Source organism: Yoonia sp. D2-7 (assembly GCF_055809435.1).
Window position 1 is genome coordinate 2,968,352 of sequence record NZ_CM147912.1, and the last position, 21,326, is coordinate 2,989,677.

At 54.6% G+C, this 21,326-nt stretch carries 28 protein-coding genes; 16 read left to right on the forward strand and 12 right to left on the reverse strand.

From position 1 onward, the window contains the following. Positions 1-470: 470 nt before the first annotated feature. From AC0L7R_RS14610 to AC0L7R_RS14630, 5 genes are all read right to left on the reverse strand, one after another. Positions 471-1,028: a F0F1 ATP synthase subunit B gene (locus tag AC0L7R_RS14610; protein ID WP_247127291.1), complete on the reverse strand. Its 558-nt coding sequence runs from the start codon at positions 1,026-1,028 to the stop codon at positions 471-473. Positions 1,029-1,031: 3 nt separating this feature from the next. After that, positions 1,032-1,580 carry a F0F1 ATP synthase subunit B' gene (locus tag AC0L7R_RS14615; RefSeq protein WP_348108372.1) on the reverse strand — a complete coding sequence of 183 codons (549 nt, stop codon included), beginning with the start codon at positions 1,578-1,580 and terminating at the stop codon, positions 1,032-1,034. 79 nt (positions 1,581-1,659) lie between these two features. Further along, entirely contained in the window at positions 1,660-1,884 is a 225-nt protein-coding gene (locus tag AC0L7R_RS14620; RefSeq protein ID WP_247127293.1) for a F0F1 ATP synthase subunit C, read from the reverse strand. Positions 1,885-1,948: 64 nt separating this feature from the next. Further along, a complete protein-coding gene (locus AC0L7R_RS14625) occupies positions 1,949-2,710 on the reverse strand; it encodes a F0F1 ATP synthase subunit A (protein ID WP_247127732.1) in 762 nt (253 codons plus the stop codon). Then, a complete protein-coding gene (locus AC0L7R_RS14630; protein ID WP_247127294.1) occupies positions 2,691-3,029 on the reverse strand; it encodes an AtpZ/AtpI family protein in 339 nt (112 codons plus the stop codon). Before AC0L7R_RS14630 ends, AC0L7R_RS14625 begins: the two co-directional genes overlap by 20 nt. Positions 3,030-3,246: 217 nt before the next feature. Between AC0L7R_RS14630 and AC0L7R_RS14635 the strand changes: the two genes are divergently transcribed. Then, positions 3,247-3,573 (forward strand): metalloregulator ArsR/SmtB family transcription factor, encoded by a 327-nt coding sequence (locus tag AC0L7R_RS14635; protein WP_473657599.1) that lies wholly within the window; start codon positions 3,247-3,249, stop codon positions 3,571-3,573. On the opposite strand, the gene AC0L7R_RS14640 is transcribed toward AC0L7R_RS14635, so the two are convergent. From AC0L7R_RS14640 to AC0L7R_RS14650, 3 genes are read right to left on the reverse strand one after another with little or no spacing between them, the layout of a single operon-like run. Continuing rightward, on the reverse strand, positions 3,570-4,316 hold the full coding sequence (locus AC0L7R_RS14640; protein ID WP_473657600.1) for a hypothetical protein: 747 nt from the start codon (positions 4,314-4,316) through the stop codon (positions 3,570-3,572). The two genes, AC0L7R_RS14635 and AC0L7R_RS14640, sit on opposite strands and share 4 nt — an antisense overlap. 3 nt (positions 4,317-4,319) lie before the next feature. Beyond that, complete coding sequence (locus tag AC0L7R_RS14645; protein WP_473657602.1) at positions 4,320-5,183, reverse strand: EamA family transporter; 864 nt, start codon at positions 5,181-5,183, stop codon at positions 4,320-4,322. Positions 5,184-5,200: 17 nt separating this feature from the next. Then, on the reverse strand, positions 5,201-6,082 hold the full coding sequence (locus tag AC0L7R_RS14650) for a LysR substrate-binding domain-containing protein (RefSeq protein ID WP_473657604.1): 882 nt from the start codon (positions 6,080-6,082) through the stop codon (positions 5,201-5,203). A gap of 285 nt (positions 6,083-6,367) precedes the next feature. On the opposite strand from AC0L7R_RS14650, the gene ffh reads away from it, so the two are divergent. The 7 genes from ffh (at position 6,368) to trmD (ending at position 11,651) form a co-directional block, all read left to right on the forward strand. Then, positions 6,368-7,879, forward strand: coding sequence for a signal recognition particle protein (gene ffh / locus AC0L7R_RS14655; protein ID WP_247127297.1), 1,512 nt, complete (start codon positions 6,368-6,370; stop codon positions 7,877-7,879). Between the two features lie 3 nt (positions 7,880-7,882). Beyond that, on the forward strand, positions 7,883-8,407 hold the full coding sequence (locus tag AC0L7R_RS14660; protein WP_247127298.1) for a GNAT family N-acetyltransferase: 525 nt from the start codon (positions 7,883-7,885) through the stop codon (positions 8,405-8,407). A gap of 73 nt (positions 8,408-8,480) precedes the next feature. Next, positions 8,481-8,777 (forward strand): chorismate mutase, encoded by a 297-nt coding sequence (locus tag AC0L7R_RS14665; RefSeq protein ID WP_247127299.1) that lies wholly within the window; start codon positions 8,481-8,483, stop codon positions 8,775-8,777. 26 nt (positions 8,778-8,803) lie between these two features. Next, positions 8,804-9,193, forward strand: a complete 390-nt coding sequence (gene rpsP / locus AC0L7R_RS14670) for a 30S ribosomal protein S16 (RefSeq protein ID WP_348108377.1) — start codon at positions 8,804-8,806, stop codon at positions 9,191-9,193. A gap of 95 nt (positions 9,194-9,288) precedes the next feature. Continuing rightward, a complete protein-coding gene (gene rimM / locus AC0L7R_RS14675; RefSeq protein WP_473657606.1) occupies positions 9,289-9,807 on the forward strand; it encodes a ribosome maturation factor RimM in 519 nt (172 codons plus the stop codon). A 152-nt stretch (positions 9,808-9,959) separates the two neighbouring features. Continuing rightward, entirely contained in the window at positions 9,960-10,772 is an 813-nt protein-coding gene (locus AC0L7R_RS14680; RefSeq protein ID WP_473657607.1) for a sulfotransferase family protein, read from the forward strand. A 33-nt stretch (positions 10,773-10,805) separates the two neighbouring features. Continuing rightward, positions 10,806-11,651, forward strand: coding sequence for a tRNA (guanosine(37)-N1)-methyltransferase TrmD (gene trmD / locus AC0L7R_RS14685; RefSeq protein WP_473657608.1), 846 nt, complete (start codon positions 10,806-10,808; stop codon positions 11,649-11,651). On the opposite strand, the gene AC0L7R_RS14690 is transcribed toward trmD, so the two are convergent. Further along, on the reverse strand, positions 11,648-12,037 hold the full coding sequence (locus tag AC0L7R_RS14690; RefSeq protein ID WP_473657609.1) for a carboxymuconolactone decarboxylase family protein: 390 nt from the start codon (positions 12,035-12,037) through the stop codon (positions 11,648-11,650). The two genes, trmD and AC0L7R_RS14690, sit on opposite strands and share 4 nt — an antisense overlap. Positions 12,038-12,190: 153 nt before the next feature. Here AC0L7R_RS14690 and AC0L7R_RS14695 point away from each other — a divergent pair, with 153 nt between their 5' ends. Further along, positions 12,191-12,463 carry a hypothetical protein gene (locus tag AC0L7R_RS14695; RefSeq protein ID WP_473657611.1) on the forward strand — a complete coding sequence of 91 codons (273 nt, stop codon included), beginning with the start codon at positions 12,191-12,193 and terminating at the stop codon, positions 12,461-12,463. 138 nt (positions 12,464-12,601) lie between these two features. Here the strand turns inward: AC0L7R_RS14695 and AC0L7R_RS14700 are convergent, their stop codons facing one another. Then, a complete protein-coding gene (locus tag AC0L7R_RS14700) occupies positions 12,602-12,763 on the reverse strand; it encodes a hypothetical protein (RefSeq protein WP_473657612.1) in 162 nt (53 codons plus the stop codon). Between AC0L7R_RS14700 and rplS the strand changes: the two genes are divergently transcribed. The 4 genes from rplS (at position 12,762) to AC0L7R_RS14720 (ending at position 14,319) form a co-directional block, all read left to right on the forward strand. After that, on the forward strand, positions 12,762-13,136 hold the full coding sequence (gene rplS, locus AC0L7R_RS14705; protein ID WP_247127306.1) for a 50S ribosomal protein L19: 375 nt from the start codon (positions 12,762-12,764) through the stop codon (positions 13,134-13,136). The genes AC0L7R_RS14700 and rplS overlap by 2 nt on opposite strands. Before the next feature lie 11 nt (positions 13,137-13,147). Further along, on the forward strand, positions 13,148-13,369 hold the full coding sequence (rpmE, locus tag AC0L7R_RS14710) for a 50S ribosomal protein L31 (protein WP_247127307.1): 222 nt from the start codon (positions 13,148-13,150) through the stop codon (positions 13,367-13,369). Positions 13,370-13,507: 138 nt separating this feature from the next. Next, entirely contained in the window at positions 13,508-14,005 is a 498-nt protein-coding gene (locus tag AC0L7R_RS14715; protein ID WP_473657615.1) for an AAA family ATPase, read from the forward strand. Then, positions 14,005-14,319 carry a DnaJ family domain-containing protein gene (locus tag AC0L7R_RS14720; RefSeq protein WP_473657617.1) on the forward strand — a complete coding sequence of 105 codons (315 nt, stop codon included), beginning with the start codon at positions 14,005-14,007 and terminating at the stop codon, positions 14,317-14,319. The genes AC0L7R_RS14715 and AC0L7R_RS14720 overlap by 1 nt, the downstream gene beginning before the upstream one ends. A gap of 58 nt (positions 14,320-14,377) precedes the next feature. Here the strand turns inward: AC0L7R_RS14720 and AC0L7R_RS14725 are convergent, their stop codons facing one another. Further along, positions 14,378-15,709: a DEAD/DEAH box helicase gene (locus AC0L7R_RS14725; RefSeq protein ID WP_247127310.1), complete on the reverse strand. Its 1,332-nt coding sequence runs from the start codon at positions 15,707-15,709 to the stop codon at positions 14,378-14,380. Between the two features lie 396 nt (positions 15,710-16,105). On the opposite strand from AC0L7R_RS14725, the gene AC0L7R_RS14730 reads away from it, so the two are divergent. The 3 genes from AC0L7R_RS14730 (at position 16,106) to AC0L7R_RS14740 (ending at position 20,203) form a co-directional block, all read left to right on the forward strand. After that, complete coding sequence (locus AC0L7R_RS14730; RefSeq protein WP_473657618.1) at positions 16,106-16,915, forward strand: division plane positioning ATPase MipZ; 810 nt, start codon at positions 16,106-16,108, stop codon at positions 16,913-16,915. Positions 16,916-17,036: 121 nt separating this feature from the next. Beyond that, on the forward strand, positions 17,037-18,662 hold the full coding sequence (locus AC0L7R_RS14735; RefSeq protein WP_473657620.1) for a glutamate synthase-related protein: 1,626 nt from the start codon (positions 17,037-17,039) through the stop codon (positions 18,660-18,662). Positions 18,663-18,760: 98 nt separating this feature from the next. Continuing rightward, on the forward strand, positions 18,761-20,203 hold the full coding sequence (locus tag AC0L7R_RS14740) for a pyridoxal-dependent decarboxylase (protein WP_473657622.1): 1,443 nt from the start codon (positions 18,761-18,763) through the stop codon (positions 20,201-20,203). Here the strand turns inward: AC0L7R_RS14740 and AC0L7R_RS14745 are convergent, their stop codons facing one another. After that, complete coding sequence (locus AC0L7R_RS14745) at positions 20,204-21,277, reverse strand: Hint domain-containing protein (RefSeq protein WP_473657623.1); 1,074 nt, start codon at positions 21,275-21,277, stop codon at positions 20,204-20,206. Between the last annotated feature and the right edge of the window lie 49 nt (positions 21,278-21,326).

The following is a 21,326-nucleotide window of genomic DNA, read 5'->3' on the forward strand; positions in this document are numbered from 1 at the left end:
ATTGAGATCGCTGGCATCTGACCTCCCGAATTTTCGGCATCCCAAAAGCAAATAGCTCCTTTTTCAGTCTCTCCTTAAGAGAACCTTAAAGATGGAGTAGGCGCTTGGTATGATCCAGAAAAAGTACAACCAAAGTATGCCCATTGATACTTGGACACCGTTCTCTGGAAAGAACTGGCGGACTGCGCCAAGTACTGGCAACGCTGAAATGTAGCTTATTACTACGCCGACTACCGTCAGTAGCGGATATTCCCTCAGGAAATTTTCCAACCATTTCATTGAATTGCCTTTCTGGTCGTCCAATTAGGATATTCTTGAAGTTGTACAACTCAGTCCCCCACACCGAAAGCTGCCAATCAAACATCGTGCAGCATCAGGCAAACAGGGCTCAGTCCTCCTCTCAGGGCAACCCGCAAAAAACCCGGCTGCCTCTCAGCAACCGGGTCTTTAAATCTCAAAAGCGGCTCAGCTTAGTGCAGCTTTGCACCGACCTGTGCAATTGCGTCGTCGATCAGGGCCGCTGTGCTTTTCGCATCAGCTTGCTTGGCGATGATGTCTTGCGCGGCACCAACGGCAACAGTCACAGCCTGGTTGCGGATGTCTTTCACAGCCGCAGCTTGCGCCGCTTCGATTTGCTCTTCGGCGCTTGCCAGACGACGGGCAACGGATGCCACGATGTCGTCTTTTGCAGTTGCCGCGGCTTTCGCAGCTTCGTCCTTTGCAGATGCGACGATACGGTCGGCCTGCTCTTGGACTTCTTTCTGCTTTCGCTCGTAAGATGCCAACAACGCCTTAGCTTCGTCGCGCAGTGCGCGGGCTTCGTCGAGCTCGGACTTGATGCCAGTCGCACGGGCGTCCAGCATTTCGCCGACTTTGCCTGGAACCTTGAAGTAAACCAAGATGCCAACAAACACGAGGAACGCGATCAGAACAACAAAGTCAGTGTTCTTCAGCGATACAAACGGGCCGCTCGCAGCAAATGCAGGGGACGCCATCACAGCCAAAAGAGCAGTCATAAGTAGTTTCATAGCTTACCCTTTCATCCGTGCAGTGACCGCAGCAGTGACGGTTTTGGCATCAGCCTTACCACCCAATGCAGCAACGATTTCGCCAGCTGTATCTTTGGCAACCGCGGTGACGCTTTTGACAGCACCAGCGCGAATTTCCGCAATCGCAGCTTCGCTTTCAGCAGTCTTGGCTGAAATCTGCGTATCGGCTTTTGCCAATTCCGCGTCCAGTTCAGACTGAATTTCTGCCTTCGCTTCGGCTACAATCTTTGCAGCTTCAGAACGGGCGTCTGCCAGCGCTTGGTTATATGCAGCTTCGGCCTCTTGGGCTTTCAGCTTCAATTCTTCAGCGGCAGCAATGTCATTCGTAATTGTACCTGACCGCTCTGCGAGCACGGATGCGATCCGCGGCAATGCAATGCGTGACAGTACAAAGAAGATCACAACAAGTGTGACCAACAGCCAGAAAATCTGGTTCGGGATCCAATCAGCACAAAGCTGTGGCATCCCAATGGCGCTGCCCGACGGGCCAACACATGCGCCAACTGCGTGTTCAACTGTTTCTGTTGCCATTTTGGCCCCCGAAGTCCTGTTAAGTTACCGGCTGGCGCGACGTATCACGCCAGCCAGCCGTAAGGATAGATCGGTTGTCTTAGACAGCAAACATCAGCAGCAAGGACACGAGGAATGCAAAGATACCAAGTGCTTCTGCGAATGCGAGACCGATGAACAGTGTAGCAGTCTGCGATGCAGCTGCGGATGGGTTACGCAGAGCGCCTGCGAGGTAGTTGCCAGCAACGTTACCAACACCGATAGCGGCAGCGCCGGAACCGATTGCAGCCAGGCCAGCGCCGATGTGTGCGAGTTCGCCTTCCATGATATTTCTCCTTACGATGGAATTTTGAATTTGTGTCGTTAGTGGTCGGACAAGTGTGGTGATCTTAGTGATGCGGGCTAAGCGCGTCTTTCAGATACACACAGGTCAGAATGGTGAATACGTAGGCTTGGATACCGGCCACGAGGACTTCCAGTCCGTAGATGGCGGCGATGCCTGCGATGGATACGGGGCTGATGATGCCGATAGCGGCAAAGCCTGCGAATACTTTGATAACTGCGTGGCCAGCCATCACGTTACCCGCAAGACGGATAGAGTGGCTTACCGGACGCACGAAGTACGAGATAACTTCGATGATCGCGATGATCGGACGCAACACTGCTGGCGCGTCTTTCATCCAGAACATGCCCAAGAAGGATGCGCCGTTAAGGACAAAACCCAGTACAGTCACGGCGATAAAGACGCCGAAACCAAGGATCGCGGTCACAGCGATGTGGGATGTTGTAGAGAAGGACATCGGCAGCAGGGCCAAGTAGTTTGCGAACAAGATGAACACAAACAATGTCATGATATATGGGAAGTACTTGATGCCGTCTTTGCCGGTGACATCTTCAACCATTTTGTAAACGAAGGAATACATCAGCTCTGCAATCGACTGTACCCGTGTCGGGACAATCGCGCGGCCCTTGGACCCCATCACGAAAACTGCGATGATCGCGAGAACGGCGATGGCCATCCAAAGCGTTGCGTTTGTGATTGTGAACAGGCCTACTTCGCCGTCGCCAAACAGCGGCTTGACGATAAACTGATCGAGGGGGTGAAAGACAAGACCTTCTTCGGAATGTGCATCAGTCGCCACGTTGATCATCCTCTTCATTCGCAGCATTCAGCTGCTTGTTCTGCATCTCTTTGGCTGACCGCATCATGGTGTTCACACCCGCCGCGAAGCCTAAGAATATAAATATCACCAGAAAGATCGGGGTTGTCCCGAACAGGCTATCCAGCCCGTATCCGATGCCGAAACCGATCCCAAGACCGGCTACTAATTCGATCACCATCCGCCATGCCATCTGGGCTTGGGAATAATGTTCCTCTGAATGGTCCTTGATTTCTGGACCTGCTTTCAGCGCATCGATTTTGGCCTCTAGGGCTTTCAGTCGTTCCGCGTGATCAGGTTCATTGGACAAGGAATTGCCCCCTCAGATGTTGCGCATGGTCTAGGCGCAGGGCCAAACAGAGTCAACAGGATGTGATCGGCAATATAATGCATTAATAACAATACACTAGAATGCATTCCGTATGGCACACCATGCCGAAACTACCCCAATTCCGGCCAATCAGACATTCAACCATTTGGTTGATCTTCTCTAGAATGCCCCGAATTATCAGGATAAGCGTATCGGCATGACACAACCGCTCGACATTATCTTTGCAGCCCTGGCCGATCCAACGCGGCGTACGATCCTGTCGATGTTGCTTGAAGATGATATGGCCGTGACCGACGTGGCGGAGCCGTTCGAGATGTCGCTCGCCGCAATTTCGAAACACTTGGGCGTGCTGACTGCTGCAGGTCTGATTAGCCAAGAAAAGCGTGGTCGCGTGAAATGGTGCAAGCTGGAACCGGATAACCTGCGCGAGGCGTCCACATGGATGCAGGGGTTCGGGCAGATGGGCGGGCTTGATCTGGACGCGTTTGAACGGTTCTTGGAAACAGAGCTGCGGCGGGGCTAACCCCGTGAATCAAAACCGCCGTCGATCAGACGAACGGGGTGGCGAACGCGGTTCATCGGCCTTGGCAGGCTATGTTTCATCTGGCTTGAATCAGATGATGAAGGAATAGCACCCTCTGGCAGCAAACCGGACAGTTGCGCATCGCGACGGGACAGCGCCGACGGCGTAAAATACGGCGGCTTTGCGAGAAAGGGAAATTCATCCGGCGACATAATCTTCACAAATTGCCCAACGGGGACGCGGTTTTGAAACCGGTACAACGCGTCTGGTCCCCCTGCTCCGCCCCTTTGAAAAACGAAAACACCGCCATCATCCGCAATATCTGTCACGCTGATATGGACGTTCATCTCGAATGATTTGGGCCAAGGAAATTTGATCAGGGTCGCAGGTCGCCCAAATTCACCAATGAGGAGATAGGAGGCCCGCCCCCACTTTACCCCAACGACTGCAGAAAAGGCGGCACTGGGCGATGTGATCAGTTTGCCCCACATTAGCCCTCGGGGCAGCAGGTACTGATCAAAAACGCTCCGGCGAAAATCCCACATCTCAAACGCCGTGGCGTAGGTATCCGCAACATAGGTATCGTTGAGTATCATAAAACGGTCGGGCGACGTGCCGATCAGATCATGGACATTCTCACCTTCGGGATAAACGATCATACGGTGCAGGAAGTCATCATCACCGCGACTAAACAACACAGTCACACCGCGCCAAAAATGCCCAAGCCCCAACTGCAAAGCCACCAGCTATTCCCGCAACAACAACAGTAGCGCCACAATCGTCAGACCGATCCCTAAAAGAACCATCGCAGGCGGCAGCGGGTTACCCAACGCCACATCCCAGACCATCACCCAACTTGGGGTCAGGTAGGTGTACGCCATAACCTTTGCGCTTGGCAGGCGGAGCGATGCGAATTGCAGCAACGTGAACGTCGTCGCAGATGCAAAGACTGAGACGTATAATATAGTCACCCAAACCAAGGGCCGCAGATCCGCCCAGTCGGTCCTGATGATCTCTGGCAATCCAAGCACCGTCAGGATCAAAGCGCCCGCGACCAAGGTCCCAAAGGTGAATGAAAGCGCTGTTTCTCCGCGGTTCAGCTTACGAACCAGCGGCGTGTAGGCCGCATGCGATACACAGCCCCAGAAATAAATCATCTCGCCGCGACCAACATCAAAACCAAGGATTGCGGATATATCGGCCCTGAATATCACCCAGATCGCACCTAATGCGCCGATCCCAAGCGCAAGCGCCATGCGGGACGTCGTGATTTGGCGCAACATGACGTAGCCAAAGATCGCGGACAGGATAGGTGTCAGGGTGAAGACCGCAGCGGCGCTGACGGACGGCGCCGTTTTCAGGCCTTCAAACATCAAGACAAAGTAGAACGTAAAGACAACGGCAAGGATCAGGTATCGCCACGGCGCACGAAAGTCGCCGCTTTTGATAGCACCAGTGCCGAATGCAATGCCGCCAACGATACCGGCCGCTATCCAAAAGCGAACAGCGTTCAGCGCCATCGGCGAAATTTCATTAGCGACCAAAACACCCAGCGCAAACGATCCCGCGACCAGCACCGAAAACAGCAACATCGCAAGGTGACCGGCCAACGCCGGGCCACTTAGGGCTAGAGGTCGCAATTTTTCATGTACCCTTTGACGAAGGACAAAAAGGTTTGGACCTTTGTAGTGCGGTGTAGGTCGACGTGCGTGACCAGCCACATTTTGATGTTCCACTCCGGAATCGGGGCGATAACGGGGATCAATGTCGGATATCGGCTGACCGCTGAGTTTACGACAAATCCGATGCCCGCCCCCGCCAGAATACTGTCTTGCAGCGCGCGTTCGTCGGTTGCGCGGTAGACAAAGTTTTCCTTCGGTACAATTTCAGCAAGCCAACGGGCGAATGGAGCGCGGTGATCCACATTATCATACCCCACAAACCTGTGGTTCTGAAAATCCTCGACCCCATCCGGCATCCCAAAACGCGCGATATACGCTTCAGACGCGACAAGCTGGACAGTCGTTTCCATCAATGGCTGCACAACGTTATCGGGTTGATCAGGCGCCATGGCACCTGCCCTGATCGCCACATGGGCTTCGCCGTATTCGAGCCGGAACAAACGTTCACCAGTCAAAAAGCGGATACGGATATCAGGGTGTTCCGTCTGAAATTGGGCAAGCATAGGTGCCAGCATTTGCGAAAAGCTAAGCAGTGATGTCACCACAAGTTCGCCACTGACGCTTTCCCCCAGCCCCTTGATCCGGCTAACAAGTTGGGAAAACTGATCATCCGTCGCTTTTGCAACTTGCAACAAATCTGTACCCGCCTCTGTCGGTGCATAGCCACGCGCGTGGCGCTGAAACAACTTCACACCCAGCCGCTGCTCCAAGGCGTCGATATGCCGGATCACCGTCGCATGATGCACACCCAAAACGTCTGCAGCACCGCTGACGGTACCGTTACGGGCTACTTGATACGCAGTCCTGATTTCGTCCCAATTGTCCATGGTATGACCTGTGCAAATACAAACAGTTCTGGCTATTATTGGCGGTTTACGTTCACATGCGCAAGAGACAGCCAATGGGCGATCAGCAGTTTCACGCCATGACTTGACTCAGCCGCCTCTGCCGTCTAATTCGCGACCCAACTCCGGAAGCAACAGACTTCCGGTCCCTTTTGTAAAAGGGATCGCCCCCCACCAGCGTGTTACGCCCGTGGGGGCGCTACTGCATTCAGCGTTTCGTTCCTATATGGAAAGGTGACGCAACCAACGACGAAGGGCTTAGTGCCGATGTTTGAGAACCTATCAGAACGCCTTGGCGGCGTCTTCGACAAGCTCACCAAACAAGGGGCTTTGTCCGAAGACGACGTGAAAACAGCGCTGCGCGAAGTCCGCGTGGCCCTGCTGGAAGCCGACGTTTCCCTGCCCGTTGCCCGTGATTTCGTCAAAGCCGTTGAAGCCAAAGCAACCGGTCAAGCCGTCACAAAATCCATCACGCCCGGCCAGCAAGTTGTTAAGATCGTTCATGACGAACTCGAACATGTGCTGACAGGCGACAGTGATCCGGGTGCGTTGAAGATCGATAACCCACCCGCCCCGATCCTGATGGTTGGTTTGCAAGGGTCCGGTAAAACGACAACCACTGCGAAGCTGGCGAAGCGTTTGAAAGAACGCGAAGGCAAGCGCGTGTTGATGGCGTCGCTTGATACGAACCGCCCCGCGGCGATGGAACAGCTGGCGATCTTGGGCAACCAGATCGGTGTGGACACACTGCCAATCGTCAAAGGCGAAGATCCGGTTGCGATTGCGAAACGTGCGAAAACCCAAGCGTCACTTGGTGGCTACGACGTCTATATGCTTGATACCGCTGGCCGTTTGCACATCGACGAAGAACTGATCGCGCAGGCCGCTGCCGTGCGTGATGTGGCGCAGCCGCGCGAAACGCTGCTCGTGGTCGATGGCCTGACGGGTCAAGACGCGGTGAACGTCGCGCAAGAATTCGACGACAAAATTGGCGTTAGCGGCGTTGTCCTGACACGGATGGACGGCGACGGGCGCGGTGGTGCAGCGCTTTCGATGCGTGCGATCACTGGCAAGCCGATCCGTTTTGTCGGTCTTGGTGAAAAGCTCGACGCGATTGAAACGTTTGAACCAAACCGTGTTGCTGGCCGCATTCTTGGCATGGGCGATATCGTCGCTCTGGTTGAAAAGGCCCAAGAAACCATCGAGGCCGAACAAGCCGAACGCATGATGAAGCGCTTCCAAAAGGGCGCGTTCAACATGAACGACCTGAAGATGCAGCTCGAACAGATGATGAAGATGGGCGGCATGGAAGGCATGATGGGAATGATGCCCGGCATGGGCAAAATGAAATCACAGATGGATAAGGCGGGCATGGATGACAGCATCCTGAAACGCCAAATCGCCCTGATCAATTCCATGACGAAGAAAGAACGCGCAAACCCTGCGTTGCTTGCGGCATCCCGCAAGAAGCGGATCGCAAAGGGTGCGGGTCTTGAAGTGTCCGAACTGAACAAACTCATCAAACAGCATCGTCAGATGGCTGATATGATGAAAAAAATGGGCAAGATGGGCAAAGGCGGCATGCTGAAACAAGCCATGAAAGGCATGTTCGGCAAAGGCGGCCCTGACATGCCCGGCGGCATGCCCGATATGAACGATCCTGCTGCAATGGAAGCGGCGGCGAAAGCCCTGCAAGGCCAGATGCCCAAAGGCATGCCAGGTCTTGGCGGCGGCATGGGCCTCCCCCCCGGTTTGTCTGGCTTCGGGAAAAAGAAATAAGCCATGAGCAATATGACCCTGCAAACAGAACGGCTGATCCTGCGCCGCCCCGAACCGGGCGACTATGGTGCGTTTCGTGCATTCATGACGTCTGATCGGTCCAAGGGTCTTGATGGCCCGAAAAGCATCGGCGACACGTGGCGTGCATTCGCAGCCGAGTTGGGGCATTGGGAAATCTTTGGGTATGGCATGTGGGCCGTGACAATCCGTGGCGACAACGACGCCGTCGCCCTTGTCGGCCCTTGGACACCGGAAGACTGGCCCGAAACCGAAATCGGCTGGATCGTACTAGACCCAGCTGTCGAAGGCACCGGCGTCGCATACGAAGCGGCCAAAGCAGCCATCACGCATGCGTTTGACGCGCTGAACTGGCGCACAGCGGTGTCCTATATCGCCCCTGAAAATGTTCGTTCTATCGCCTTGGCGCAAAAACTGGGTGCGACGCTCGATATTTCAGCCAAGACGCCTGCGTCTTATGGCGATTGCATCGTTTACCGTCACCCCGATCCCGAGGGGGCGCATCGATGACATATCCGACATCGCAGTGCACGGGTTGTGCACGCATTGTGCACGCAAGTCACATGTTACCTTTGGGGGCCGCATGACCGATACGACAACCAAAGCCGCCGACATCCTCAAGGGCCACCGCGAGAGCATCGACCGCCTCGACGCGATCCTCGTCTATACGCTGGGCGAACGCTTCAAACACACACAGGCCGTGGGTGTTCTGAAAGCAGAACACGCCCTGCCCCCGTCCGATCCAGACCGCGAACAAAAACAGATCGCGCGGCTTACCGACCTTGCAGACCGGGCCGATCTCGACCCGGAATTCGCCAAGAAATTCCTGAATTTCATCATTCAGGAAGTCATCCAACACCACAAACAACACCAATCCTAATAGACTGAAATTAAAGGACTAACACCATGGCTATGAAAATTCGTCTCGCCCGCGGCGGTTCCAAAAAGCGCCCTCACTATTCCATCGTTGCAGCGGACAGCCGCATGCCACGCGACGGCCGTTTCATCGAAAAGCTCGGCACATATAACCCAATGTTGCCAAAAGATTCCGAAGAGCGCGTGAAAATGAACATGGAGCGCGTGAAGTACTGGTTGGGTGAAGGCGCACAGGTCACTGACCGTGTATCCCGTATGCTGGAAGCTGCAGGCGAACTGCCGAAGAAAGACCGGTCTAACCCTAAGAAGGGTACACCAGGTAAAGCGGCACAAGCACGCGCAGAAGAAAAAGCGCAAAAAGCAGCAGACGCTGCTGAAGCGGCAGCTGCACCAGCTGAAGAAGCTGCAGCAGAAGAGTAAATCTCTCACGCTGGTCGGGCGGCGCATGTATTGCCGCCCGACCGCTCTTTTTCCAAAGATCGCGTTGCCGGTCTTTCGCAAAGGAGTTTGATCTGATGACCACAGACACACGTGTAATCGTAGGTTCGCTTGGTGGCTCCTTTGGCGTCAAAGGTGAAGTCCGGCTGAAATCCTTTTGCGCAGACCCAGCCGCTATCGCCGACTACACACCGCTTTATGCCGAAGACGGCCGTGCCTTTACGCAGGTGGTTCTGACGGGCCAACTGAAGAACGGATTTTCCGCCCAAGTCTCTGGTATCACGACAAAAGAAGAAGCAGACGCGCTGCGCAACACGCCGCTTTATGCGGAACGCGATGCAATGCCGCCAGTGGATGACGACGAATATTACTACGCAGACCTGATCGGTTTGACGGTGGTCGATACCGGCGGCGCGACGCTCGGCAAGGTCAAAAATGTGGTTGATCATGGCGCGGGCGATCTGCTGGAAATCACTCCACCGACAACTCCCGAAACCGTATTTCTGCCCTTCACACAGGCCGCCGTGCCCACGGTCGACCTGAAATCAGGCAAAATCGTCGCAGATCCGCCAGCAGGCCTGTTTGCGGACGATTAGGCCCGCTTTTCTTTTGGTCATAAATATCTCGGGGGTATGGGGGCTGGCCCCCATGTCGTGACGCAACAGGCAGCGCAAAACATTTGCAATGGCTTTACCCTGCCCCCCGATCACCGCCATACTTACGCCAAACCTCATGTCAGGCGAGCCCGATGGCAGATCAGCAGCAAATCCTTCTTCACCCCGGTTTTCATCGCACTGGCACCAGTTCGATGCAGCATTTTCTGTGGCTGAACCGGGATGCGTTGGCCCCCTATCTGACAATCCGGCTCACGCGTCACTTCAAGTCTGTCGCGCGCCTGTGCACCCGATATGCCACCACACAAAACCCGCTCGATCTGACAGATATGATCAGCGAACTTGACGCGGGCTTCGCCGCTACGCCGGTTCCAACTGGCCGTAACCTATTGATCAGTAGTGAAATGTTCTGTGGTGAAATTCCCGGACATGGGACCGTTATGGATTACAGCGCAGCCCCTACATTGATCACTTATCTTGTCGGTTACCTCGAAGAACGTTTTCCTGAGGCAAAAATCACGGTTCTCTTGTCGACACGCGATGCGGAAGAATGGTTGTTCAGTGTTTATCGCCATGTCTTGCGCCGCAGTCGGCTAACCATGACGCGAGAAGAATTTGCGACCACCTTCCGTGACGCCGCTGATTTTGAAGCCGTCGCACAGGACATCGCAGAGGCAATCGCCCCGCTCGACGTTCTATACCTGCCGCTGGATCACGCTTTGCAGAACCCGCTGGGTCCGGGTGCTGCGCTTGTTGATCAAATGCCGCTGCCGGAAACGGTACGCGATGCGTTGCTGCCTGTCGGGATTGGTGCAAAGGGCGCAGAACCGCATCTGTGGGGGCAGTTCTTGGCAATGAACCGCGCGGATTACCCCGACGATCAGGTCACGGCGCAAAAAGAACAAATGGCAGAGGCCGCAAAACTTGGCCATTGGCGGAAAGCCTAGCGTTCTGTCGCGCTTGCGCCTAAAAGCCCGCCCATGACAGATGCACCCAAACCGCCCGTCTCGAAATCTTTGGCTACGAAATCGCACGGCGGTAACCAGGCCCGTGCGATTGGGCGGAAATCCATTCGCCCGACGCTAAAGCCGCGCGAGTTGATGACCGACACGCCTGAATTGGCAGGTGCGTGGCGGGCGCAAATCCTGACGCTGTTTCCACAGGCTTTTCCCGGGGTACTCGGCGAAAGCCTGACGGGGCGCGCTTTGCAGGACGGCAAATGGCAGCTCGAAACCTACGATCTCCGCGAATACGGCATCGGCAAGCATCGGAATGTCGATGATACGCCCGCAGGTGGTGGCGCTGGGATGGTGTTACGCGCCGATGTGCTGGAGGCCGCGATTAACGATGCCCGTGCTTCTGCTAAGGGTGTGATGCCGTTGATTTACCTCAGCCCACGTGGACGCCGTATGGATCAAGCGCTGATGCGCGAGTTGTCACAAGCCGACGGTGTCACCCTGCTGTGCGGCCGTTTTGAAGGTGTCGATGAACGGGTGCTCGACCACTATAACATCATAGAAGTCAGCCTTGGCGACTTTGTCATGACCGGCGGCGAATTGGCCGCACAGGCCATGATCGACGCGACCGTGCGCCTACTGCCCGGTGTGTTGGGCAATATGGCCTCAACCGAAGAAGAAAGCCATTCGAACGGGCTACTGGAACATCCGCAATACACGAAGCCAGCGGACTGGCAGGGCCACGCGATCCCTGATGTGCTGCTATCCGGCAATCACGCGAAGATCGCGGCATGGCGCAAAGCACAGTCAGAAAAGATCACACAGGACCGGCGTCCGGATCTTTGGGATGCGCATACAAAGAAGGGCTAAAGCAGCCCTTCCGCTTCTAGCACTTTGCGTGCAGCGCGGAAGCATTCCAGCCCCTGTGGTACCCCGCAATAGATTGCGATCACGTGAATAATCGCGCGAATTTCTTCTTTCGTCACACCGTTGTTGATCGCGCCGCGGCAGTGCAGTTCCCATTCCTGCATCTTTCCCAAAGCGCCGATCATCGACAGGTTCATCATTGAACGGGTCTTCGCATCAATGGCATCGTCGCCCCATCCAAAGCCCCAGCACCAAGCTGTCATCGCTTCTTGAAACGGCATGGTAAAATCATCAGCAGCCGCAAGGTTCTTTTCGACATAGGCGCCGCCTAGGGTCGCTTTGCGCTGCTCTAAGCCCTTCAAAAACAAGTCTTCATCAAACGTGCCCATGATCTGATCGCCCTTTCTTGCTAATCGGTTCTGCCATTGAGCGATTGTTGCGACCTCATGGCAACAACATTGAGGGATTCCAGCGCAACGCGTTGAAAATTATTGATAAATGTGATACGTAAGGTTCATAAACCTCAAACTATAGGAATGCCCTTGAAGATCATTGAAACGCGCACAAATTCTCCGTCCGAATTCACACTCGCCCTTTGGGCCGCGCGCCGACGATCTGGCATTTCATCCTTCTTACTTCACATTTTCGCCTGCTTCGCTTTGGCCGCCGCCACGTTCTTTTTCGGGAACAACGGAGGGCTCGTTTTCGTCGGCGGGGCGTGCATCACGTTAGGTGTGATCGGGTTGCTTGTGCGGCGGATGATCGGAGCCATGACAGAGCTGTTTCAGGTGGTCGCGTTGCGATTGAACCTTTGACTGGAATTTGTTGCTTTTGCAGGCCATTTGGCACGATCTTTTCTTGATCCCTTACGGCGTGACGCCTATACGACCCCATCACCGGGCGCCCTAGGCGATTCTGGTGTGTGGTTTATGGAACCATTCGGGTATTGAGCGTTACTGCGTTGTAACGGAACTCACCGGATAGGCCAGACGACCGACCAAGAATGACGACGTGATCTTTTGCGGGCGCAGTTGCGGACCCGATAACGACAAAAAGCTCTCGCGACTGACGAAAACGCAACCGGACAACCGGTGCCAATCATAGGAGCGTATCATGGACGTGATCGCACAAATCGAAGCGGAGCAAATCGCTGCGCTGGGGAAAGAAATCCCTGACTTTAAAGCGGGTGACACCATCCGCGTTGGTTACAAAGTGACCGAAGGGTCCCGTACCCGTGTTCAGAACTACGAAGGCGTTTGCATCGCCCGTAAGAACGGCAAAGGCATTGCCGGTTCTTTCACAGTTCGTAAGATTTCGTTTGGTGAAGGCGTGGAACGTGTGTTCCCACTGTTCTCAACAAACATCGACAGCATCACCGTTGTACGTCGTGGCCGCGTTCGTCGCGCCAAGCTGTACTATCTCCGCACACGTCGTGGTAAGTCCGCGCGTATCGCAGAAGTCACCAACTACAAAGCGCCAAAGGCGTAAGGGGTCCTGTCATGAAAAAAGATATCCATCCCGATTACCACTTCATCACTGTCAAAATGACAGATGGTACAGAAGTGCAGATGAAATCCACTTGGGGCAAAGAAGGCGACGTTATGGCGCTGGACGTTGACCCATCTGTGCACCCTGCATGGACTGGTGGCGGCACGCGTCTTATGGATGCCGGCGGTCGTGTTTCCAAGTTTAAGAACAAATACGCTGGTCTTGGCTTCTAAGAAGCGAACGGTCATCGCGATTTTCGAAACGCCGTCCCTTTTGGGGCGGCGTTTTGCGTTTCGCTTTGATGTCGAACCATGGTCAGCGACGAGGTCAGTTGTTAGAATTGGCAAAGACGCAAGCAAGGCCATACAGATATGACATCGCACCGCCCTACCCTGCACCTCGTTTGTGGTAAGATCGCCGCTGGGAAATCGACGTTAACTGCGACCTTGGCGGAAGCGGATCAAACGGTTCTTATGTCCGAAGATGTATGGCTGAAGACGTTATTTGCGGATGAAATGAATACGCTCAAGGACTACGTTCGCTTTTCCGCACGGTTGCGTCAGGTTTTGCAGGACCATGTCATAAACATCCTGAATGCTGGAACCTCTGTGGTTCTCGACTTTCCGGCCAACACTGTCGCGACGCGTGTTTGGATGAAAGAAATCACACGAAATGCGAATGCCGATCACGTGATGCATTGGCTAGATGTCCCTGACGCCGTGTGTATCGCGCGGATGCACGCCCGAAACGCCACAGGCAATCACCCGTTCGCGGTGACCGAAGCGCAATTTGCGCAGGTGACAGCGCATTTCGAGGCACCGCGCGAGGACGAGGGCTTCAACGTTCAAATTCACAGGGATCACAACTAATGGCACACCCGCTCGATTCATTGATTGATCAAATCGTTCAGCAAGCCACACGCGACGGTAAGATGGATGATTTGCCGGGTGCAGGTAAACCGCTGCCGCACGTGGATAATCCGCAAGATGCTGTGCTTGCCCGCCTGATGAAGGAAGCGGATGCGACCGCGCCTGTCGTTGTACTGCGCCGGCAAATTCTGGCCGCGCAAGATAAGCTTAAGACCGTAACGGATGAGGCCGAGAAACGGCAGCAGATGCTTTATATCTCAGAACTACAGACGAAGCTCGCACTCGAGATGGAAGCGTTTCGCAAATACGGGTGATATCCCGCGTTTTCTAAAAAAATTGGCACCTCCAGTCGAACTGGAGGTGCCTTCAAACTTATGCAGCGGATGAGTTCCGACCGCCACCGCCGCCCGGCTTACGCCGACGCCGCTGACCACCACCGGGCTTACCGCCACCGGGTTTGCCCGCGCCACCAGCGGCTTTCGGCGCGCCGCCACGTCCACGGCCACCGCCGCCTCCGCCACCACCGCGACGACCACCGCCGCCGCCGTTTGGCCGTTTTTTCTGACCCGGCTGGATTTCCCAAGGCGTGCCGGACGCGACAGGGATCGCTTCCTTCATCGCCTTTTCGATGTCCTTCAGATCGACAATCTCGTCAGGCGCACAGAACGCAACGGCGCTGCCTTCGGCACCCGCACGTGCCGTCCGGCCAATCCGGTGCACATAGTTTTCAGCCACGTTCGGCAGGTCGTAGTTATACACGTGCCGCACACCCGGAATATCGATCCCGCGGGCCGCAACATCTGTCGCCACAAGCACGCGCACACGACCGGCTTTGAAATCTTCAATCGCGCGCTGGCGTTGACCTTGGGATTTGTTCCCGTGGATCGACGCGGCTGCGAAGCCTTTATTCTCAAGGAACTTATACAGCTTTTCACAGCCGTGCTTCGTCCGACCAAAGACCAGCGCCAATTCATCACGGTGTTCATCCAACAGCTCTACCAGCAAATCAGACTTCGCCGCTTGTGCCACATAGTGCAGCGACTGGTTGATACGCTTCACAGCTTGCCCCGGAGGGTTCACTTGCACGCGCACAGGATCGGTCAGGTAGCTATCAGCCAGTTCTGACATCAGTTTCGGCATTGTCGCCGAGAACATCATCGTTTGGCGATCTTTGGCCAACAGTGGCGCGATCCGGCGCAACGCGTGGATAAAGCCCATGTCGAGCATTTGGTCCGCTTCGTCGAGCACCAGATAAATCGTTTCATCCAGACGCACCGCACGACGATCTAACAGGTCAATCAGGCGACCGGGTGTTGCAACCAGCAGATCAACACCACCAGCCAGACGTTTTGTCTGCGCCACGATCCCTGCACCACCAACGACCAATGCGACCTTCAGATGGCTGCCTTTGGTGTAGTTTGTCAGGTTATCGGAAATCTGTTTGGCCAGCTCGCGTGTCGGGGCCAAGATCAGGCCACGCACGGTTTTCGCATTCGGCTTTACGCCTGCTTTCATCAGCGCGTCGATCATCGGCAGACCAAAGGCAGCCGTTTTACCGGTCCCTGTTTGAGCAAGCCCCATCACGTCGCGGCCGTTCATCGCATGTGGAATAGCCTGTGTCTGAATAGGCGTCGGGTCGGTGATGCCTTGTTCAGCAAGCTTCGCCACAAGACGGGGCGCGAGGCCCAGCATATCAAAATCCATAAATCTCTTTCTGTGCGAACACAGGTCCGCATCAATCGTTTTGGGCCTGACGCCAAATGCATCAAACCCCTTGCAGGTTGCGCCCATATGCTGACGGGTTTGGCCACGTGCCAAAACTGCCGATCAGGCGCTGGACCCCCTGCGTGATGTGGGAACCGGGAATGTAGACGACGCCTTGCCTAGACCGCTTGGTCGGGCTCTGCTCACGCGGGCAGGATGCATCGGTTAAGCTGCACATGGTGCCAATTCCGCCCAAAGTCAACCCGCTACGCTGCCGGACAGTGTTGCACCACGTCACACATTGGCGAAAACACATCAGCCATTTCACGCCGATACTTTCACAAGGCGCAAACACACCATAAGGTTGCTACAAAATAAGGGCACGAGGGTAAATCAGTGGCGCATATTATCGTTGTCGGGAACGAAAAAGGTGGGGCAGGCAAATCCACCGTATCAATGCATGTTGCAACAGCGCTTTCGCGGATGGGGCATAAGGTTGGTTGTCTGGATCTGGACCTGCGCCAAAAGACGATGGGACGCTATATTTCCAACCGTTCGGCATTCATGGCGAAGAGCGATTTGAACCTGCCGACCCCTGATTATCAGGATTTGCCAGAAATCGATCAGGCGTCCGTGCCTGACGGTGAAAACATCCACGATCATCGTCTGTCGATGGCTGTTGCTGGACTTGAACCGGAAAACGATTTCATTCTGATCGACTGCCCAGGATCGCACACGCGGCTTAGCCAAGTGGCCCATTCATTGGCCGATACTTTGATCACTCCGCTCAATGACAGCTTCATCGACTTTGATCTGCTGGCCCATGTGGACAGCGATGGTGAAGAAATCACCGGTCCTTCTGTCTATTCCGAAATGGTCTGGAATGCGCGCCAACTGCGTGCACGTGCGGGGCTTTCCCCGATCGACTGGATCGTCGTGCGCAACCGGATGGGAGCGCAGCAGATGGTCAACAAGGAAAAAATGGAACGGGTGATCACCAAACTGTCCAAGCGTATCGGGTTTCGGACAGCACCCGGTTTTAATGAGCGCGTCATCTTCCGCGAACTATTTCCACGGGGTCTGACCCTACTTGATCTGCGCGATCTTGGCGTGAAGGGACTGAACATTTCAAACGTCGCTGCACGCAACGAATTGCGCGGTTTGATTTCAGCGTTGAATTTGCCGGGTGTAACCGTCGATTTTTGATAAAAGTGTAAGGGCTGATTAGCACTTTTTCGTCAAGATGACGTTGAGAGCGAATTAATGGTTCTCTTTCGGTGAAGACACTGCCTAATAATGGGGCAATTGAACCGGCGAAGGACACGTCATGCTGCGTACTATCTATGAACACCAACGGTATCTTGCGCTTTGTGTCGCTGCTATTCTTACGGTGATTGCTTGGTTGTGCTGGATCATTGACGATTGGCCCTTCACCCTTGTCCTCATCACGGGGGGACTGACCGCGCTTGGCATCTATGATATGTTTCAAACCAAGCACGCGATTACCAAAAACTATCCGCTGATCGGCCATATGCGGTTTTTGTTCGAAAAGATTCGTCCTGAAATCCAGCAATATCTAATCGAAGGCGATCTTGAAGAAGTGCCCTTTTCCCGCGAACAGCGTGCGCTTGTCTATCAACGTGCAAAAGGGGCCGAGGATAAGCGCCCATTCGGGACGATGCGAGGCGTCTATGATGCCGGTTACGGCTGGTTGACCCATTCCATCGTACCGACGCATTTCGAAAACACCGACTTCCGTGTCGACATCGGCGGTAAAGATTGCAAACAGCCCTATGCCGCGTCGCTTTTTAACATATCTGCGATGAGCTTTGGATCGCTTTCTGCCAACGCCATCAGCGCCCTGAACAAGGGTGCGAAGATGGGTGGATTTGCCCATGATACGGGCGAAGGTGGCATCAGCCGTTACCACAAAGAAGGCGGCGGTGACCTTATCTATGAAATCGGGTCCGGTTATTTTGGCTGCCGCGATGATGATGGCAACTTTAATCCCGAAAAGTTCAAGGAACGCGCCGGACAAGATCAAGTCAAAATGATCGAAATCAAGCTATCGCAGGGCGCAAAACCTGGCCATGGCGGCATGCTTCCCGCGGCAAAAATTACGCCTGAAATTGCGGAAGCCCGCGATATTCCAATGGGTCAGGATTGCGTGTCCCCCGCATCGCATTCGTCTTTCTCTACGCCGATGGGGCTTGTTCAGTTCATTAAACAACTTCGCGATTTGTCAGATGGGAAGCCCGTCGGGTTTAAGCTTTGCATAGGGCACCGTCGTGAATTTATGTGCATTGTCAAAGCAATGCTTGAAACCGGAATCACGCCAGATTTCATCGTCGTTGATGGTACTGAAGGCGGGACGGGTGCCGCCCCTATCGAATTCACGAACCACGTCGGCATGCCGATGGTCGAAGGGTTGACGTTCGTGCACAATACTTTGCGTGGTGCCGGCCTGCGCGACGAAATAAAGATCGGCGTGGCGGGTAAGATTACATCGGCCTTCCATATCGCAAAGGCTTTGGCGCTTGGTGCGGATTGGTGCAATTCGGCACGCGGCTATATGTTTGCGATTGGTTGTATTCAGGCCCAAGCCTGCCACACAAATCACTGCCCCGTCGGTGTCACGACGCAAGACCCTATCCGCCAAAAGGCGTTGGACGTGGAAAACAAGAGCCAACGTGTCGCACGATACCATCGCGAAACGCTGAAGGCATTGGGTGAGATGGCTGGTGCTGCCGGGCTCGAAGAACCACGTGCATTCTTACCCTATCACTTTATGCAACGCGAAGCGGATAGCAAAATGAAGGAAGGCTCTGACGCTTTCCCGTACTTGCCGCGTAAATTCTTGTTGGAAGAAGGCGAAGACCACATCGAATATCGCCAGCGCTGGCGCCGCGCCGATGCACACAGCTTTGCACCGCCGGAAAAGCCTGCGAACTAACAAAAGATTAGTTTCAGGTTTCCCTTTTCCCTCTTAGCGAGGGTGGTCTTCCTTTAGTCTTCTATGCAATTTGCGCGTGACAAATACGGAGCACCGCAATGTCCAAAGACCTGACACTAGACCCTTCTGACTGGGACGCATTTCGGGCGTCCGCGCATGAAATGTTGGACGCATCCATCAACCAGATGATGGCTGCGCCCCAAGGTCGGGTTTGGACGCCATTACCAGAGGATCAAAAGCAAGGTTTCACTGGCCCGTTGCCCCGCAAAGGCCGCGATGTCACCGATCAAATGGAAGCGCTTTTGCCTCACGGTGTCGGGAACACGCACCCGCGGTTTTTTGGCTGGGTTCATGGGGCTGGTACACCGTCAAACATATTGGCTGACATCACCGCCGCCGCGATGAACGCCAACCTTGGTGGTCGTGATCACGGGGCAATCTACGTCGAAAAACAGGTTGTTGATTGGTGCCGCGAAATCTTTGAATTTCCGGCTAATAGCAGTGGATTGGTTGTTTCTGGCACATCAATTGCGACGTTGATCGCGCTGAAAGCCGCACGTGATCGGATCACTGGTTTTGAAAGCCGTAAAACAGGTCGTCCCGAAAAATTGGTCGGCTACACGTCGACACAAACCCATACCTGCGTCGCGCGCACCTTTGACATCCTTGGGATTGGCAGCAATGCGCTCCGCAAAATTCCGGTCAACGCGCAATTTGAAATTGACTGCGACGCCCTGCGAACTGCAATCGACGAAGACCGAAAAGCCGGTTTCACACCGTTTGTGATCGTCGGGACGGCGGGCGCTGTTAACGTCGGTGCCATTGATGATTTGGACCAATTGGCCAGCATCAGCAACGATCAAGATTTGTGGTTCCACGTCGATGGTGCCTTCGGCGCGCCCGGTATGCTGAGCGACCTTCTGCGCCCCAAACTAAAGGGGCTGTCCAAAGCTGACTCTATTGCGTTTGATTTCCACAAATGGCTGCACGTCAATTATGACGCCGGCATGATCTTGATGCGTTCTGAAGACACACACAGACGCACGTTTTCAGAACGTCCGGACTATCTGAAGGGCGCGGATCGTGGGCTTGCTGCTGGAAATCCATGGCCTACCGAATATGGACCAGAATTGTCGCGCGGCTTCCGTGCGTTGAAAGTTTGGTCACAGCTGGCCACACATGGCACGGAAAAATTGGGGGCATTGATCACCCGAAACTGCGAGCAAGCGCAATATCTAGCCAAGTTGGTTGATGAAACTGACGGCTTTGAACGTTTGGCGCCAGTGCCAATGCAAATCTGCTGTTTCCGGTTTTGTCCGAATGATGCATCGCATGACAAAATCGACCTGCTCAACGATGAAATTGTTATGCGCCTGCAGGAAGACGGCATCGCAGCGCCATCCACGACGTTGATCGGTGGCAAAAACGCGATCCGTGTGAACATCACAAATCACCGCACAACATTCGAAGACCTCGATCTTCTCGTTCGTGAAATCAATCGTATCGGGCGGTCGATCGTTTCTGAATGGGTAGAAACCTAACTAAAATCGGCGCGGCGCGCGAGCGTCCGCCTGTAAGATGGCGGCATCACTCGCGGACAATGTGCGGCGTGCATAACCGCCGTATGCCATTGGATTACCTCGAATTTCAGGAACGCGGGTCAAAAGTCTGGATTGTTCTTCCTTCCGTAGCGATCCAAGAGCCGCACTTGCGGGATGAAAGCTCTCGGTGGGCACACCGTTCGCAAATACAATCTCGTGCTGCCCTAACATCATGTGAATGTAGGTGACGTGGGTTAGACCGTGCGCCCGCACGATGGTGCTGTCATTAACCAGGTTTTTTGCGGAGACCAAAACCTCATCCGCGTTAAACAATGTACGCGCACGGACCCCTCGCAATACCATGCGATGATCCGGTGACACCAAAAGTCCGGCGTCAGGGACATCCTTGTCCAAAGCACCTTCACGCAGTCGGACTGGTCGTAGATGGGGTTGCGCTTTCATTCGCGCGCCAGAGATCAGGCGACGCCCGATCCACAAAATTTCGGCTTTGCCGTTATCTTGCGTTTGGACGTAGTCGCCTTCCATCAAAGCGGAAACATCACGGGCGCCGTCTGGCGTCATAATTGCGGTTCCCGGCGTGAAACATATCACGCCACCCGCATCTTGCGATGGCGCGTGCCTGACCGACGCTTTGATTTCCTCTTTGACGACCCACAAAACCGTATCTTGCGGGGGCACTGTGTCTTGGAACATGAGTAAGGGCTTCTTGCCCGCCCCCATACCAATAACAGTCACGATCCAAAGATCGCGTCCGTCGGTGACCGAAAAAAAACTGCCAAAAATGTTGAGGTCTTCATCGTCGACTTGTGTCGGAGACTGAAGCGCATTGCCAAACATCTGCTGGACTTTCAGACCGGCACGACGCCGCAAATCGGCTTGCCCAAGCGGGTTATCCAACAACAAAACGTCGCTCGGTCCATCGACCCGCGTTGTATTGCCTGTCCACACCCACCCAACACCTGGTTTGACTGCACCAACGTTCGGGGACATTTCCCCATCGATCGCAGTCTGTGCCCACGGGATGACGAACGTGCCACGAAAGCCCGTTTTCATGCCAATTACCTCTGCCTCACAAGTCGCTACATCTTTTTCGTGCAGCGTT

Bases quoted from the DNA above. Each gene is read 5' to 3' on its own strand.
- AC0L7R_RS14610 (WP_247127291.1), bottom strand. From the start codon at position 1,028: ATGAAACTACTTATGACTGCTCTTTTGGCTGTGATGGCGTCCCCTGCA.
- AC0L7R_RS14725 (WP_247127310.1), bottom strand. From the start codon at position 15,709: ATGGATTTTGATATGCTGGGCCTCGCGCCCCGTCTTGTGGCGAAGCTT.
- AC0L7R_RS14735 (WP_473657620.1), top strand. From the start codon at position 17,037: ATGCTGCGTACTATCTATGAACACCAACGGTATCTTGCGCTTTGTGTC.
- AC0L7R_RS14635 (WP_473657599.1), top strand. From the start codon at position 3,247: ATGACACAACCGCTCGACATTATCTTTGCAGCCCTGGCCGATCCAACG.
- trmD (WP_473657608.1), top strand. From the start codon at position 10,806: ATGACAGATGCACCCAAACCGCCCGTCTCGAAATCTTTGGCTACGAAA.
- AC0L7R_RS14615 (WP_348108372.1), bottom strand. From the start codon at position 1,580: ATGGCAACAGAAACAGTTGAACACGCAGTTGGCGCATGTGTTGGCCCG.
- AC0L7R_RS14740 (WP_473657622.1), top strand. From the start codon at position 18,761: ATGTCCAAAGACCTGACACTAGACCCTTCTGACTGGGACGCATTTCGG.
- AC0L7R_RS14665 (WP_247127299.1), top strand. From the start codon at position 8,481: ATGACCGATACGACAACCAAAGCCGCCGACATCCTCAAGGGCCACCGC.
- AC0L7R_RS14625 (WP_247127732.1), bottom strand. From the start codon at position 2,710: ATGATCAACGTGGCGACTGATGCACATTCCGAAGAAGGTCTTGTCTTT.
- rplS (WP_247127306.1), top strand. From the start codon at position 12,762: ATGGACGTGATCGCACAAATCGAAGCGGAGCAAATCGCTGCGCTGGGG.
- AC0L7R_RS14720 (WP_473657617.1), top strand. From the start codon at position 14,005: ATGGCACACCCGCTCGATTCATTGATTGATCAAATCGTTCAGCAAGCC.
- AC0L7R_RS14650 (WP_473657604.1), bottom strand. From the start codon at position 6,082: ATGGACAATTGGGACGAAATCAGGACTGCGTATCAAGTAGCCCGTAAC.
- AC0L7R_RS14745 (WP_473657623.1), bottom strand. From the start codon at position 21,277: ATGAAAACGGGCTTTCGTGGCACGTTCGTCATCCCGTGGGCACAGACT.
- rimM (WP_473657606.1), top strand. From the start codon at position 9,289: ATGACCACAGACACACGTGTAATCGTAGGTTCGCTTGGTGGCTCCTTT.
- AC0L7R_RS14620 (WP_247127293.1), bottom strand. From the start codon at position 1,884: ATGGAAGGCGAACTCGCACACATCGGCGCTGGCCTGGCTGCAATCGGT.
- ffh (WP_247127297.1), top strand. From the start codon at position 6,368: ATGTTTGAGAACCTATCAGAACGCCTTGGCGGCGTCTTCGACAAGCTC.
- AC0L7R_RS14680 (WP_473657607.1), top strand. From the start codon at position 9,960: ATGGCAGATCAGCAGCAAATCCTTCTTCACCCCGGTTTTCATCGCACT.
- AC0L7R_RS14715 (WP_473657615.1), top strand. From the start codon at position 13,508: ATGACATCGCACCGCCCTACCCTGCACCTCGTTTGTGGTAAGATCGCC.
- AC0L7R_RS14660 (WP_247127298.1), top strand. From the start codon at position 7,883: ATGAGCAATATGACCCTGCAAACAGAACGGCTGATCCTGCGCCGCCCC.
- AC0L7R_RS14700 (WP_473657612.1), bottom strand. From the start codon at position 12,763: ATGATACGCTCCTATGATTGGCACCGGTTGTCCGGTTGCGTTTTCGTC.
- rpmE (WP_247127307.1), top strand. From the start codon at position 13,148: ATGAAAAAAGATATCCATCCCGATTACCACTTCATCACTGTCAAAATG.
- AC0L7R_RS14690 (WP_473657609.1), bottom strand. From the start codon at position 12,037: ATGGGCACGTTTGATGAAGACTTGTTTTTGAAGGGCTTAGAGCAGCGC.
- rpsP (WP_348108377.1), top strand. From the start codon at position 8,804: ATGGCTATGAAAATTCGTCTCGCCCGCGGCGGTTCCAAAAAGCGCCCT.